12 protein-coding genes and 1 pseudogene are annotated in these 13,402 nt (G+C 67.0%); 4 read left to right on the top strand and 9 right to left on the bottom strand.

The window, feature by feature from the left end:
* Window positions 1–63: 63 nt before the first annotated feature.
* Window positions 64–1,473 carry a mycothione reductase gene (mtr, locus tag NLI01S_RS20450; RefSeq protein ID WP_067607045.1) on the bottom strand — a complete coding sequence of 470 codons (1,410 nt, stop codon included), beginning with the start codon at window positions 1,471–1,473 and terminating at the stop codon, window positions 64–66.
* A gap of 245 nt (window positions 1,474–1,718) precedes the next feature.
* On the opposite strand from mtr, the gene NLI01S_RS20445 reads away from it, so the two are divergent.
* Window positions 1,719–2,933: an acyltransferase family protein gene (locus NLI01S_RS20445; RefSeq protein WP_067607043.1), complete on the top strand. Its 1,215-nt coding sequence runs from the start codon at window positions 1,719–1,721 to the stop codon at window positions 2,931–2,933.
* A gap of 16 nt (window positions 2,934–2,949) precedes the next feature.
* On the opposite strand, the gene NLI01S_RS20440 is transcribed toward NLI01S_RS20445, so the two are convergent.
* Genes NLI01S_RS20440 through NLI01S_RS20430 form a run of 3 tightly spaced genes read right to left on the bottom strand, consistent with a single transcriptional unit; the run spans window position 2,950 to window position 5,551 of the window.
* On the bottom strand, window positions 2,950–3,441 hold the full coding sequence (locus tag NLI01S_RS20440) for a hypothetical protein (RefSeq protein WP_223809317.1): 492 nt from the start codon (window positions 3,439–3,441) through the stop codon (window positions 2,950–2,952).
* Complete coding sequence (locus tag NLI01S_RS20435) at window positions 3,438–4,877, bottom strand: sensor histidine kinase (protein WP_157091088.1); 1,440 nt, start codon at window positions 4,875–4,877, stop codon at window positions 3,438–3,440. Before NLI01S_RS20435 ends, NLI01S_RS20440 begins: the two co-directional genes overlap by 4 nt.
* Window positions 4,877–5,551, bottom strand: coding sequence for a response regulator transcription factor (locus tag NLI01S_RS20430; RefSeq protein ID WP_067607033.1), 675 nt, complete (start codon window positions 5,549–5,551; stop codon window positions 4,877–4,879). The genes NLI01S_RS20435 and NLI01S_RS20430 overlap by 1 nt, the downstream gene beginning before the upstream one ends.
* Here NLI01S_RS20430 and NLI01S_RS20425 point away from each other — a divergent pair.
* Complete coding sequence (locus tag NLI01S_RS20425) at window positions 5,532–6,506, top strand: SGNH/GDSL hydrolase family protein (RefSeq protein ID WP_223809316.1); 975 nt, start codon at window positions 5,532–5,534, stop codon at window positions 6,504–6,506. The genes NLI01S_RS20430 and NLI01S_RS20425 overlap by 20 nt on opposite strands.
* Before the next feature lie 7 nt (window positions 6,507–6,513).
* Here the strand turns inward: NLI01S_RS20425 and NLI01S_RS20420 are convergent, their stop codons facing one another.
* On the bottom strand, window positions 6,514–7,638 hold the full coding sequence (locus tag NLI01S_RS20420) for a calcium:proton antiporter (protein ID WP_084392752.1): 1,125 nt from the start codon (window positions 7,636–7,638) through the stop codon (window positions 6,514–6,516).
* Between the two features lie 422 nt (window positions 7,639–8,060).
* On the opposite strand from NLI01S_RS20420, the gene NLI01S_RS20415 reads away from it, so the two are divergent.
* Window positions 8,061–8,252, top strand: coding sequence for a hypothetical protein (locus NLI01S_RS20415; RefSeq protein WP_067607030.1), 192 nt, complete (start codon window positions 8,061–8,063; stop codon window positions 8,250–8,252).
* Between the two features lie 527 nt (window positions 8,253–8,779).
* Here the strand turns inward: NLI01S_RS20415 and NLI01S_RS20410 are convergent.
* From NLI01S_RS20410 to NLI01S_RS26485, 4 genes and pseudogenes are all read right to left on the bottom strand, one after another.
* The gene (locus NLI01S_RS20410) at window positions 8,780–9,127 is read right to left on the bottom strand and encodes a hypothetical protein (protein ID WP_067607028.1); all 348 of its coding nucleotides are present in this window, start codon (window positions 9,125–9,127) and stop codon (window positions 8,780–8,782) included.
* Window positions 9,128–9,187: 60 nt separating this feature from the next.
* Window positions 9,188–10,198, bottom strand: a pseudogene (locus NLI01S_RS20405) (IS3 family transposase); the annotation flags it as partial.
* Between the two features lie 77 nt (window positions 10,199–10,275).
* A complete protein-coding gene (locus NLI01S_RS20400; RefSeq protein WP_067607024.1) occupies window positions 10,276–11,721 on the bottom strand; it encodes an NF041680 family putative transposase in 1,446 nt (481 codons plus the stop codon).
* 127 nt (window positions 11,722–11,848) lie between these two features.
* Window positions 11,849–12,235: a transposase gene (locus NLI01S_RS26485; protein WP_067607022.1), complete on the bottom strand. Its 387-nt coding sequence runs from the start codon at window positions 12,233–12,235 to the stop codon at window positions 11,849–11,851.
* A 159-nt stretch (window positions 12,236–12,394) separates the two neighbouring features.
* Here NLI01S_RS26485 and NLI01S_RS20390 point away from each other — a divergent pair.
* The coding region (locus NLI01S_RS20390) for a tetratricopeptide repeat protein (protein ID WP_371850625.1) at window positions 12,395–13,402 on the top strand (1,008 nt) is incomplete at its 3' end.

The raw sequence follows: 13,402 nt of genomic DNA, 5'->3' as shown, positions 1-13,402 counted from the left end.
GCGTGCTCGTCACGTGCCCGACGGGTCACGGCGACGGTCACCGTGACCCGTCGGAACGCTCGATCAATCGAACTCCAGGCCCAGCAGGGCGTTCTCGGTGACCTCGGGCAGCGCCGGGTGGATCCAGTACTGCTCCGTCGCGACCCGGCGCACGTCCAGGTCGAAGGCCAGGACGGTGATCATCTGCTGGATCAGGGTGGCCGCCTGGGGGCCCATGTAGTGCGCACCGAGGAGTTTGCCGGTGTCGCGGTCGGCGATCAGTTTGCAGATACCGGTGGTGTCCTCCAGCGCCCAGCCATAGGCGACGTCCCCATACCCTTGCACCTTGACCGTCACGTCGTGGCCCCGATCACGGGCCTGTTCCTCGGTCATCCCCACGGTGGCGATCTGCGGGTGGGTGAAGGTGGCCGCGGGAACGTGGTCGTGCGGCATCTCACGCAGGTCGTCCGGGTGGAGCAGGTTGTGGCGCACCGCCCGCATCTCCGCGTTGGCCACGTGTTTGAGCATGTAGGGCGAGGACACGTCGCCCAGGGCCCAGACGCCCTTCGCCGAGGTCGAGCGGCCGTACTCGTCGACCTCGACCCCTCCCTCGTCGGTCATCTCGATCCCGCCGGAGGCCAGGTCCAACCGGTCGCCGTTGGGCACCCGCCCGGTGGCCACCAGCAGCACGTCACCGGAGACCGAGGAGCCGTCGTCGAGACGGACGGTCACCCCGCCCTCCGACTCCTCGGCACCGATCACGGTGGGACCGCAGATGAGGCGGTAGCGATCCGCCGCGAGTTCGTTGATGCGTTCGCCCAGGTCCTTGTCCAGGCTGCGCATCAGCGCGGAGCGGGAGACGATCGTGACATCGGAGCCCAACGCGTCGAAGACATGGGCGAACTCCATCGCGATGAAGCCCCCGCCCACGATGACCAGCGACTTCGGCGGCTCCGGCAGCCGCATGACGTCCTCGTTGGTGTGGTAGCGCACCCCCGAGGCCTCGATGGCGTTGGGGATGAACGGTCGAGAGCCGGCGGCGATGACCACCTGGTCACCGGAGATGATCTTCTGCTCTTCGCCCTGACCGGTGCGCAGGGTGCGCTCGCCCACGAACACGGCGTGCTGGTCGTAGACGTCGATGTTGGGGGTCTCGGGGCCGCGACGGTACTCCTCACCTCCGGCGGCGATCGGGTCGACGCGGTCCTCGAAGATCCGACTGACCATGCCCTGCCAGTCCACCGAGTCGACCCGGGCGTTCAGCCCCAGCCGCCCGGCTCGGGCGGTCTCCAGTGCGGTGTCGGCGGCGTGGACGAACATCTTCGTCGGGATGCAGCCGACGTTGAGACAGGTACCGCCGAACGTCCCCTTCTCGATGATCGCGATCGACCGGTCCTCGAACTCGGGGCCGGGAATCGAGTTCCCCGAGCCGGTGCCGATGATGACCAGGTCGTAGTGGTGATCCACCACGATGTCACTGGCAGGGGCGTCCATGTCATGTCCTCACTACGGGTTCTGCGCGTGCGCGTCCAGGATGGACCCGATGCACGGCCCCACCCTGGACACCCCAGGATCTCAGGGACCCCGACACCCGGTCCGGGCGCACACGAGTACCCAAGGACGGCTCCGACGGCGATATTCCGACCCGCCGCCCGTCGTCCCACCATCCGACGGCCCTGCGACAGAGTCGAGACGTCCCGGGGACGAGGCGGACATCGGCGCCGGACACCCTTCTCCGCATGACTCAGAACCCGACCACCGCACGCTCCCTGCCCCCGCCCGGCCACAGAACACACGTACCCGCCCTGGACGGGCTCAGGGGCGTGGCGGTCATCGGGGTGCTGCTGTTCCACACCGGCCACCTGTCCGGTGGCTTCCTCGGGGTCGACCTGTTCTTCGTCCTTTCCGGATACCTCATCACGGACCTACTGCTGCGCGAGGTCCGAGCGAGCGCGAACGTGTCACTCGGAGCGTTCCTGGGGCGGAGAATCCGCCGACTGCTACCGGCTCTGGCCGTCATGCTCACCACGGTCACCCTGCTGGTCTGGTCCTTCGGACCGCCCGACATGGTGCGCACGACGCTCGCGGACGGACCGTGGGTACAGCTCAACGTCCTCAACTGGCACCTGATCGCGGAGTCGGCCGGGTACTGGGACGCCTTCGGCTCGGCCCGCGTGTTCGAGCACCTCTGGAGCATCGCGGTCGAGGAACAGTTCTACCTGGTGTGGCCGGTGTTGTCGCTGATGGTCGCGCGGCTCTTCAGCTCTCCCGACCGCTGGGTCGCGGGGATCGCCGCCACCGGCTCGGCCCTCTCCCTCGTCCTGATGATCTGTCTGGTCGACCCGGCGGACCCCACTCGTGTGTACATCGGCACCGACACCCGGGCCTTCTCCGTTCTGCTGGGCGCGTTGGCCGCCACACCGCTCGTCCGTGACACTCTGGCCCGAGTCGTCCATCGGTGGGCGGGCACCGCGTTGGTCTTGGCGACGCTCGGGCTCGGAGTGTCCTGGGTCCTGGTCGACGGCACGACCTCGCCGTGGTTGTTCACCGGCGGCCTGTTCGCGCACTCGATGGCGGCGGCCATGGTGATCGTCGTGATCGCGCACGCGCCGCGGACCTTCGTCGCGCGGATCCTGGCCTGGCGACCGTTGCGGTGGACGGGGCTGGTCTCCTACAGCCTGTATCTGTGGCACTGGCCGGTCATCGTGCTGCTCTCCCCCGAGGTGACCGGGCTCCACGGATGGGTCTGGACCCTGGTCGTGAGCGCCGTGTCCATCGGGATGGCCGCGCTGTCGAAGTACCTCGTCGAGGACCCGGTCCGGTTCCACACGGGTTGGGCCAGGGGGCACGGGGGCCTGGTGGCGTTCGTGGCCGTCATGGTCGCCCTCGCCCTGCTCTGGGCGGCCCTTCCCGCTCCCCCACCGGCCACGGTGGATGTGACCAAACTGGGCTGAGGCTCCGATGCGGCGCTCACTCGTACAGGGGGCAGGTACGGCGTATCTCCGACTCGGGGGTGAACTGCACGAAGCGGATCCGTATCCGCGTTCGCTCGGATCCGCCGTTCTGCACATGAGAGGTCCGCGCGGTGCACACGATCTGGTCGATGCCCACCGGGGTCACGTCATCGATGTCCAGGGGCACCCGCAACTCGATCGTCTCGGGGTGGGTCGTCACCTCGACGCTGGTGACCGACGTCGGCGCGATCTCCGTTCGCACCTCGGAATCGCCCGGGCCGGTCAACAACAACGACACCGCGTCGGAAACCGTGCCCAGACGCTCGGTTCGCCGAAACTGGGGCCGGAGTTCATCGTTGTCGTCCACGAAGTACAACGTCGTCCCGGGAGCCACACCGGTGGGCGCCTCACCCGCGTCGAAGACACCGGAGGGCCCGACCCCGCATCCCGCCACCGCGACCAGGAACACCAGCGCCCACACCGATGGTGACGAAAGGCCCGTCCTCACTCCTGTATCCCCCGTTCCCTTCCCGGAGCGGTCTGCCCGGGTGCTCTGGGCAGCCGCAGCACGAAACGCGCACCCCCATCGTCACCGTTACCGGCGGTGAGGTCACCGTCGTGCAGGCGGGCGTTCTCCAGCGCGATGGCCAGCCCGAGCCCGCTGCCCGGGGTGCGGGTCCGTGCGCTGTCGGCCTTGAAGAACCGGTCGAACACGTGCGGCACCACGTGTTCGGCCAAGCCCGGCCCGTTGTCGGTCACCACGAGGTTCACGTGGGTCCGGTCGGCGAAGACACCCACCCGCACGGGAGGTTCCCCGTGCCGCAGGGCGTTGCCGACCAGGTTGGCCACGATCACGTCCAGCCGTCGGCGATCCACGCGCACGGGCACCTCCTGCGGAGCGTGGAGTTCGACCCGGTCGAGCCGGTTCCGGGCCCGCAGGGTGTCGCGGACCGCCGAGACCATGTCCACCTCCTCCTCTCGTAGGCGGACCGACCCGGCGTCGAATCGGGAGACCTCCATCAGGTCCTCGACCATGCGGACCAGCCGTCGGGTCTCGGTGATGGCCATCCCCGCCGATTCCCGGGCGTCCTGTGCCATGTCCTCCGTCGACGCCGCCAAGACCTCGGTCACCGCCGTCAACGTGCTCAGCGGGGTGCGCAACTCGTGGGAGACGTCCGCGGCGAACCTCCTGGCGTCGGCCCGCATCCTCTCCATGGTCGCCATGGAACCCTGCACCGACTCCGCCATCTCGTTGATCGTGACGGTGAGTTCGGCCAGCTCGTCCACCCCTTGCGGTTCGGTCCGCGCGTCCAGGTCACCGGCGGCCAGTCTGCGCGCGGTGTCTCGGAGCTCGCGGACCGGGCGGAGCACCCCACGAGCGGTGACCAGGGCCAAAAGGGCGGCCAGGACGAGCACCGCCGCGCCCGCGGCGGCCGCCGCCCTCACCAGCGCGTCGACCTCCTCCTGTACCGCGGACAGGTCTCGCACGGTGTACACCTCGATCCCGGACGGGGCGCGCTCACCGTCCGGATCGGTGATCATGACGGGGGCGCCCACCAGGAGCCATGGCCGGTCCACGTCGACCACGCGTTGGGTGACCACGCGATCCCCCTCACGCACCGCCTCGCGCAGTTCATCGGTGATCAGGTCGGCCCGCGCACCGTCGACCGATCGCAGGTCCTCGAAGACCACCAGGGTGTCGGGGCCCACGCTGTCGCGTACGCGGTCGAGCGCGGCCTGGTCGGGCGGATGGGAGACCTCGTGGGTGACGGCACCGATCTGCCCGGAGACGGTCTCCGAGATTCGCCGCTGGTTCGAGGCCACCAACGCCTCGCCGGCCGATTCGGTGATGGCCCAGGTCGCGGCCAGTGACCCCAGTACCGTCACCAGCGCGAAGCCCGCCAACAGGCGGGGGCGCAGACCTCGGGGCCACCAGCGACCCATCACACCGGCCCGAACCGGTAGCCGAACCCGCGCACGGTCTGGACGTACACCGGTACGGCGGGATCGTCCTCGATCTTCGCCCTCAGGCGCTGCACACAGTTGTCCACGAGCCGGGAGTCGCCGAGGTAGTCGTGCTCCCAGACCTCCTCCAGCAGTCGCTGCCTGCCGTACACCCGCCCGGGCGAGCGGGACAGGGTGAGCAGCAGGCGCATCTCCGTCGGCGTCAGCGTGACGGGCGCCTCGCCCACCGTAACCGTCAGCGACACCGTGTCGATGCGCAGGTCGCGATGGACCCGCACCTCGTTCGGTACGTCGACCGTGCGCCGCAGCACGGCGCGGATGCGCGCGTCGAGCACGGTGGGTTGCGCCGGCTTGACGACGTAGTCGTCGGCGCCCGCCTCCAGACCCCCGATGACGTCGAAGTCGTCGCCTCGCGCGGTCAGCATGATCACGGGTACCTCACCTTCCGCCCTGATGCGACGGCAGACCTGGAACCCGTCCATGCCCGGCAACATCAGGTCGAGCACCACGATGCCCGGTGTCCTCGCGCGGAACCGGCGCAGTCCCTCCTCACCCGTGTCCGCCGTGCGGACCTCGTGGCCGTGCCTGGACAGGGCGAGCTGTAGTCCGCGCTGTAGCAGTGGATCATCTTCGATGAGCAGGATCTCCGTCACACCTCCAGTATGGGTCGTCGTGACCTTCCCGGACGGGGTGACGAACGTTCTGCGACACATCCGCGACATGACGGCGCAGGCACCGGGACACCGCCCGGAGACGATCGACACCATGACCACGACACAGAACACCGACCCGACCTCGCCCGCGCGGACCGGACCACTCACCGGGCTCGCCTCGCCCCGTGGCCGAACGGCCCTGGCCACGACCGCCGCCCTGACTTCGCTGACTCTGGCGTTGACGGCCTGCGCCGGCTCATCCGAAGCGGACGCCCCGGCCACGCCCCCGGCCTCGGACGCACGGACCACGACGGCACCGCCCAAGGTCCTCCTGCTCGGCGACTCCGTTGGCCAGGACCTCGCGCTCGCCTTGGACGCGGCCTTCGAAGCGAGCGGGGTCGAGTTCGAGTCGCTCGCCTCCGATGGCGGGGGCAACGTCGTCGGGCCCTTCTCCGAGGAACAATGGGAGACGTTGCCCGAGGAGGTCGAGGCCGCCGGACCCGGCCTGGTCATCTACCAGATCACCGGTTACGACTGGGGCACCGAACAGGAGCAGCGGGAGGGCTACGAGAAGTTGGTGGACACCGTCACCGAGGTCGACGCGACGCTGCTCTTCGTCACCATGCCACCGATCGAGCCCGACGACTTCTACGAACCCCACATGGAGGACCTGGACCGGGCCCCGGAGGTGGCGCGTTCGGTCGCGGCGGACTCCGAGGGCCGGGCCGAGGTCCTGGAGGCCGGGGAGGTCTGGGGAGAGGACTACCGGGCGAGCAGGGACGGTGAGCCCGACCGCAACCCCGACGGCATCCACCTGTGCCCCCAGGGCGCCGCCCGGCTGACCCACTGGATGCTCGACGAGCTGCAAGGTCGATTCCCCGACATCATCCCGGCGGCGCCCGAGGAGTGGGCCGACACCGGTTGGGCCTCGGACGACCGGTTCGGAGCGTGCTGAGCGGCCCTCAGGCGAAAACGGTGAGCCCGTAGAGCACGAACACCAAGAGGTGGGCGGCACCGTGGAGCGCGGTCACTCGACTACCCGAGAAGGTCGTCAGGGTCAACAGCAGCGTCACCGCGAGCAGCGCCAGGTTGGCGGGGCTCTCCGCCAGGACGACCGTCTGCCCGGTCAGGAGACCGATGGTGAGCACGGCGGGGATGGTGAGCCCGACCGTGGAGACGAGTGCACCGTGGCAGAGGTTGCTCACACGCTGGATCTCCCCGATGTGCGCGGCGCGGATCGCCGTGATGGTCTCGGGCAGGAACACGATCATCGCGATGAGGATGCCCGAGAGCGCGACCGGAGCCCCCACCCGGTCGAGACCGTCATCGAGGAGCGCCGCCATGTCGTGGGAGAGCAGCACGATCGGGATCACCGTGGTCACCAGGACGAGCGCGCGCAGGGCCACCTCCACGCGGTGTCGGGAGATCACACCGAGCACCGACGGACGATCGTCGGTGACCTGCCGTGCGGCGGGGTCGACGGCTTCGGAGGGGACCGGCTCGGGGGCGACCTCCTGGAAGTCCTCGCGCTGGGCACCCATCTGCCGGTACAGGAAGAACGCGTAGAGGATCACCGTGAGCAGGATGATCGGGATCGCCTGGCCGGCGGTGTAGGCACCGTCGACGCCGATGAGGCCGGGCAGCGCGAAGGCGACCGTGGTGAGGACGACCAGGAGTGACAGGTAGGCGGACACACCCGTGCGGTTCGGGCGCAGGTCGCGGCGCCTCATCCCGCCGACGAGCAGGCCGACGCCGATGACGAGGTTCAGGATGATCATCGACACCGCCATGACGGAGTCACGGGCGATGGTGGCGTGCTCACCCGGGCCGAGCATCACCGCGGAGATGAGGATGACCTCGATGAGCACGATCGACAGTGTCAGCACCAGGGTGCCGTAGGGGTCGCCCAGACGGTGCGCCAGGTGCTCGGCCTCGCCGACCACCCCGAAGGCGCACACCACGATCACGGCGATGATCACCGCCAGCAGGCTCACCAGTACCGGCGTCGGCGGATGCGCGGACAGTGACGGTCGCGCGACCAGGAGGGCGAGGAACGCGCCCCAGCCCAGGAGGAGACGAAGGATCACACCGGGGGTGATGACGGTGCGGAGAGTGGCCGTGAAAGACAAAGACACAGACAGGTGTCCGTTTCTGCTGGGTCGTCCCTGCTCGCGCTGTCACCGGTGGGTCGTCCCGACCGGGGCTCTTCAACGCCTCATCGTACTCGGCCCACCCGCGGATCGCTCGCGGTGGTCGGGTCGTGTAACCGTGGTCCGCTCCTAGGGCGTTTCAGTCGGGTCCCCCGCCAAGACGCCACCGGGACGGCCACCTTCCCGCGCCACGCCCTACGCTCGGCTCTCGTATGGGACGGGCCGACCAGGACGGCGAAAACCGGGCGGATACGCTGCTGGACGGGGAAGGCCGCGGACTTCACGGCGATGGATTCCCTACTCGATGACACCCTCGCGGCCCGCTTCCGCGATCCCGGCGAACAGTGAAATGGACGGCGATGGACAAGCCGCGTGGAAAAGACTCGTTCTCGTTGCTGTACAGGACGGGGTTCCGTATCAACTACGCGCTCCTGCACGTCATGGGCCCGCCCGCCCTGACCCCCGAAACCGATCCGCGGCAACGCATGAAGAGGGAGTACGGGCGTCGGCGTGAACTCCACCGGTCGTGGAAGGCCCACCAGAGAGCCTAGAGACTGTTCTGTGAACCACAGGGGTCACCCGTTCGGGCGCCGTCAGGCCCTGTCCTCCGCAAACCCGGGGAGGTGTCGTAGGTGGGATCCGAGGAACGAGGATCACACCGTAGGCACCGAAGGTTCCTGACTTTTCGGGGTGCCCGAAAGAAGGAGGATCGTCGGCCGTCAGGCCGTCCGTTGAGGGTGGTGGCGGGCAATGGTCGGGCCGAAGCGCTAACGGAGGCTCTAAAGAACACTGCCTAACCGCACGTCCGGCGCGCAGCGGGGAACAGAGCCCTTCCCTGGCATACGACACCAACAGCCCTTTCAACCCGATCGGCACCGAGGAGGAGTGGTACCTGAACCGTGAGGAGGACGAGTTCGACGTGGCCGCCGCTTAGGCAGTGGCACGGGCGACCGTTCTGGTCAAGGAATGTGCGACCGAGGTCAAGCCCACCGAGAACGGCCGCCCCAAGGCCGGGCCCCCGCCTGGGATAGGCACCCTTCCCGGACAATCCGGCGCACGCCCCACAGCAGACGAACAGCTACTCGACCTCCGATCCGACGGTCGCAGTTTCGAATCCTGCCGGGTGCGCCACTCCAGACATTGCGCGAACCTTCTCCTCCGAGGAGGAGAGGTCCGCGTTCATGCTGGTGGGAACCCTGAAGACGGGTTGGATTCGCCGGGGACCAGTGATACGGACTTCGGCGACCAAGTTCTGCACCAGATTCTTCTTCGTCGCCGGATTGCCGTTGGCGAAGGCCTGCCGTATCTGCGTACGCATCGCGATGATTTCCTCTTCGGTCGGCCCCTCATGCGGGGACTCAAATAGCTCGGTCAGTTCACTCTCCCTATGGCGCAGCCGTGCCACCGTGGCAGCGAGATCGCTCAAACGCGGTCCGCACACCGACTCGGAATGTGTCAAGTCAACTCGGACACGGAGCAGTGATCTTTAAGCTGCTTCTCGCAGTTCAGAGGCGTGCTGATCGGCGGTATCGGGCTCGCCGGGCTCGTTGATCCACACGGCCTGAGGCAGGTCGGGCAACGTGGGTCGGCGGGTGAACCGCCACGGGTTGCCCGCTCGGAACGCCTCGATCGTCCGAGCCCGCTTGTGCTGGACCACATGCGCGGTACCGATGTGGACCGTGAAAGGCGTATGCAGCCCGATCCCGGAATGGTAATGCTCGTGGTTGTAGTACTCGAAGAACCTGCGACAGAACTGTCGAGCATCCTGCATAGACCCGAACCTGTCAGGAAACACCGGACAGTACTTCAGGGTTTTGAACTGAGCTTCGCTGTAAGGATTGTCGTTGCTGACCTTAGGTCGGGAATGAGACTTGGTGATCCCGAGCAGGGACAACAACTCGGCCACCGACTGCGAAGTCATCGCCGTGCCGCGGTCGGAATGGATCACCTCGGCCGCAACCCCGCGATTAGCTCGGATACAGTTCTGTATGAAGTGGCCGGCGATGTGACCGGACTCGCTGGAGTGGATCTCCCAGTGCACCACGTACCGGGAGTAGATGTCGATCATGACGTACAGATCGAAGAACCGCCCCGGCCCCGGCCCGCGCAGTTTCGTGATGTCCCAACTCCACACCTGGTTCGGGGCCCGTGCCATCAGCTGCGGCTTGGTCTTGGCCGGGTGGCGAGCTTGAGCACGCCGCTCCCGGCTCTGCCCCTGGGCGCGCAGCAGCCGGTACATCGTGGAGATCGAGCACAGGTAGACGCCCTCGTCCAACAGCGCTGCCCACACCTGCCGAGGTGCCTTGTCACGGAACCTTTCGCTGTTGAGGACCGTGAGGATGTGGTGGCACTCAGCGGGCGACAACCGGTTCGGCGGCGAGGCCCTGAACGCTTCCTGTGATGTTTTCGGCGCGGGATCGCGGTGTCGGTAGTAGGTCGAACGGTTGATTCCCGACAGGCGACACGAGGCCTTGATTCCAAGAAGTGGTTCGAGCTGCGCGCGAACATCTTGCCGGGTCTGGTCTACGAATTCTCCGAGTCCGCGCTCTCGGACACCATCTCCAAGCTTGAGATTTAACTCTTCTTCTCTCCTGCGCTAGTCGCTCTGATGTCGGTTTTGTTGCTCTTTGTCCTGACTGGGTAACGTGGAGCCGGTCGGCCCTTGCTACCCCGAGGACGCCCTGGACCGGGCCCCGTTCTTTTCGGCACACGCGTTGGGGTACCCACCCGCTCTCGCAGATGACGAAATCCCCGACGTACCCGATGCGGACTCAACCCCCACCCCGACCGGGCACGCTTCTCCCAGGGACGACGAAGATCGGGAGCGAGCCGCCGCACTAAGCGCAGTTGTGTGTAGGCAGCGATGACCAGCCACGTCCACCGCTGTGCCTGCTCGGGAAAACGCAGACGGGGCGCGTTCCAACCCAGCTCGGACTTGAGCAGGCGGAAAGTGTGCTCCATGTCGAAGCGGCGCAGGTAACCGCGCCAGCACACGTCCAGGTCCGGCCGTTGCGGTCCGCTGTGCCACAACCACATCGGCCGGTGCGGGGCACGCCCGTCGGGCAGATGCTCCACGCGCACCTGGATCACGGTGACCTCGATAATCGGCAGCCGGGTGAACTTGTCGGGGAAGTGCTCGGCGAAATAGCCCTCCCGGTGCACCTTCTGGTGCATGCCGTGCCAAGCGCGTACCTCCACCCTGCCGTAGCGTCGGCTGTCGGCAACGACCAGCACTTCATCGGGAGTTCGCGGCTGGGGCGAGGCCGACAGTTCGAAGCGGTTGCCGTGCACCCCGTTGCGCCCCGGGCCCGGTTTGCGAGGGCCAGGGCGGCCGTCGAAGAAGACCCGGTCGCCGCTGATACGCACCAGGACCTGCACCGGCTCGCCATCCAGGGCATGGGAGAGCGCGCTGGCCGCATACCCCTGGTCGAACATGATCAGTGGGGCCGGCCCGGGGCCGCTGGTGCGCTCGGTCGTCCCCAGGCGGCCGAGCAGCCCGCGGACCTGCTCGGCGGCGGCGTGGATCTGACAGTGGCCGGGCGCCAGACGGCGTACGTCCACGGGGTGGGTCCAGGAGGAGGATCCCCATTCCAGACCGGTCAGCCATTGGAAGGACCAGCCGGGTACGGTCTTGCGGTCGCCGTCGCACCGGCAGGGGGAGTAGTGATGGCCGCGCTCTGGCGAGCACTCCGCGTCGGGTCGGGGGTAGGTGGAGCAGTCCACACCGAACACCAACGGAGCGTCATCGGGGATGTGGGCGGCCAGGAGATCACGGAGGGCGTCCTCGTTGATCGACCCCTGAGCCAAGGCATCGTAGAGAGCTCCGTGGCCGCGCCGGAAGACCGGTTCCAGGGACAGTTCCACCAGTGAGGTCACGGGCCTGTCGGTGCACAGCACGGCATCGCACAGTTCGAACAGTGCGTCTGAGCGCGAGGTCAGGCAGGCGTGCAGGTCGTGGCGGAAGTGGGACAATTCGGCGAACCGCTCGACAGGGGCAAGGGCTTCGGAGACACTGTGCATCGCGGTCCTTGGATGTTGAGGTGTTGACTTCGCAGAAGACACCTTCGTCCAAGGACCGTTGCTGTGTCCGGGAAACAGCCGAATCCGTGTGCTCGCCCCGCACTGGATGGGCCCCGGAGGTTAAATCTCAAGCCAAGAGCGCGTGTGCTTTTCCCAGCACTTCCATGGCGGCCTCGGTCTGCTGCAATTTCTTGGACATCCTGGTGTTGGCGCGCTCCAGTCGTGCTTTTTCCTTGCGCAACTGTTCCAGCTCGGCCTGCTCCGGTGTTTTCCTCTTGGTAGTGGTTTTATTCGCCGAAGAGGTGGTCAGCTCACCGGACTCGCGCTGTTTGCGCCACAACTGGACGCTGGAGTCGTAGAGCCCTTCTCTGCGTAGCAGTGCGCCCTTCTCGCCGGTGGGAGCGCTGTCGTATTCCTGCACGATCCGCAGCTTGTAGGCGGGGGTGAAGGTTCGGCGCTTGGGCCGGTCGGCTCGTGGCCCCTGGTCGGTGGCCTGGAGGTCGTGGTCGGTCATCGTCACCGTCGCTACTGCCTGTTCTCGCCCTACTTATGCCAGTTAGTGGAGTTTATCCTCTGGTGTCCCACTTGACCCTGACACAGAGGGGCCGCCGGCCCAGATCTGGTCGACCACTACGAGCACCCGGCCGGGGAACATGGTGTCTACGGCCAGGCGTTGATCAGCGCCGCCATAGACGCCCACCGCCTGGATGTGGCGGGGCCGCTGACGCTGGATTTTCTCCAGGCGTCGGCTCCCTGTTACCTCACCGACGTCGAACGCGTCAACGCCAACCCAGATTGGTTCGCTGGTGCTCTGGTTTACGCATGCACGCTGGTCAAGGGCACGGCCCGACCCCTGCAGAATGTGCCCCATCCCACGGGGATGGGGGCGCTGCCGGGTGTGGTGCGCCTGACCGATTTCCTCCAGCAGCACGGTCGCCGCAGCCGTCACATCCTGTGTCCTCCCACGTCTTTTTGGGACGCGGCTATGGCCCACATGAGCGACCCTGCCGACCTCAACCGGCTGGCCCGCGCTGCCAAGTTGCGATGCCGGTACCGCCACAGCGCCCAGCTGTTCTGTGCCTCCGTTGAGGCCGGGAACACCAGAGCCACGGCGGAGCTGGCCCTGTTGCGGATGAAGACGGGGGACCGAGAGGGTGCCGAGCGGCTTCTCAAGAACGCCGCAGAAGCCGGAAACACCAGAGCCCTTACGACATTGGCCCGGTTGTGGGACAAGGCAGGAGACAAAGAGGGGGCCGAGCGGCTTCTCAAAAACGCCACCGAAACCGGGGACCCTCTTGTACTAATGCATTTGTCTCGGCTTCGGGAGGAAGCCGGGGACCGAGAGGGGAGCGAGCAGCTTCTCAAAAAAGCCGCTAAAGCAGGGACCGCCGAAGTCCTGACTGAGGTGGTCTGGCTGTGGGAGGAGGCTGGATTCGGGAAAGCAGTCGAACAGTTCACTCTCCAAGCTCTTGATACCGAGAGCACCCTCATAAAGCAGTTAGCCCGGCTACTGGAGGAGACCAGAGGCCAAGAAAAAGCCGAACAGTTCGCCTATCAAGTTCTCAAGGACGGAGACCCTTTCGTTTTGACGACATTGGCCCAGTTTCGGGAGGAGTCCGGGGACCACGAGGGGGCCGAACAGCTCCTCAAAAACGCCGCCGAATCCGGAAACACCAGAGGG

The organism is Nocardiopsis listeri NBRC 13360 (genome assembly GCF_001570765.1).
Classification (GTDB): domain Bacteria; phylum Actinomycetota; class Actinomycetes; order Streptosporangiales; family Streptosporangiaceae; genus Nocardiopsis; species Nocardiopsis listeri.
This window is presented reverse-complemented; position numbering and strand designations above follow the sequence as displayed.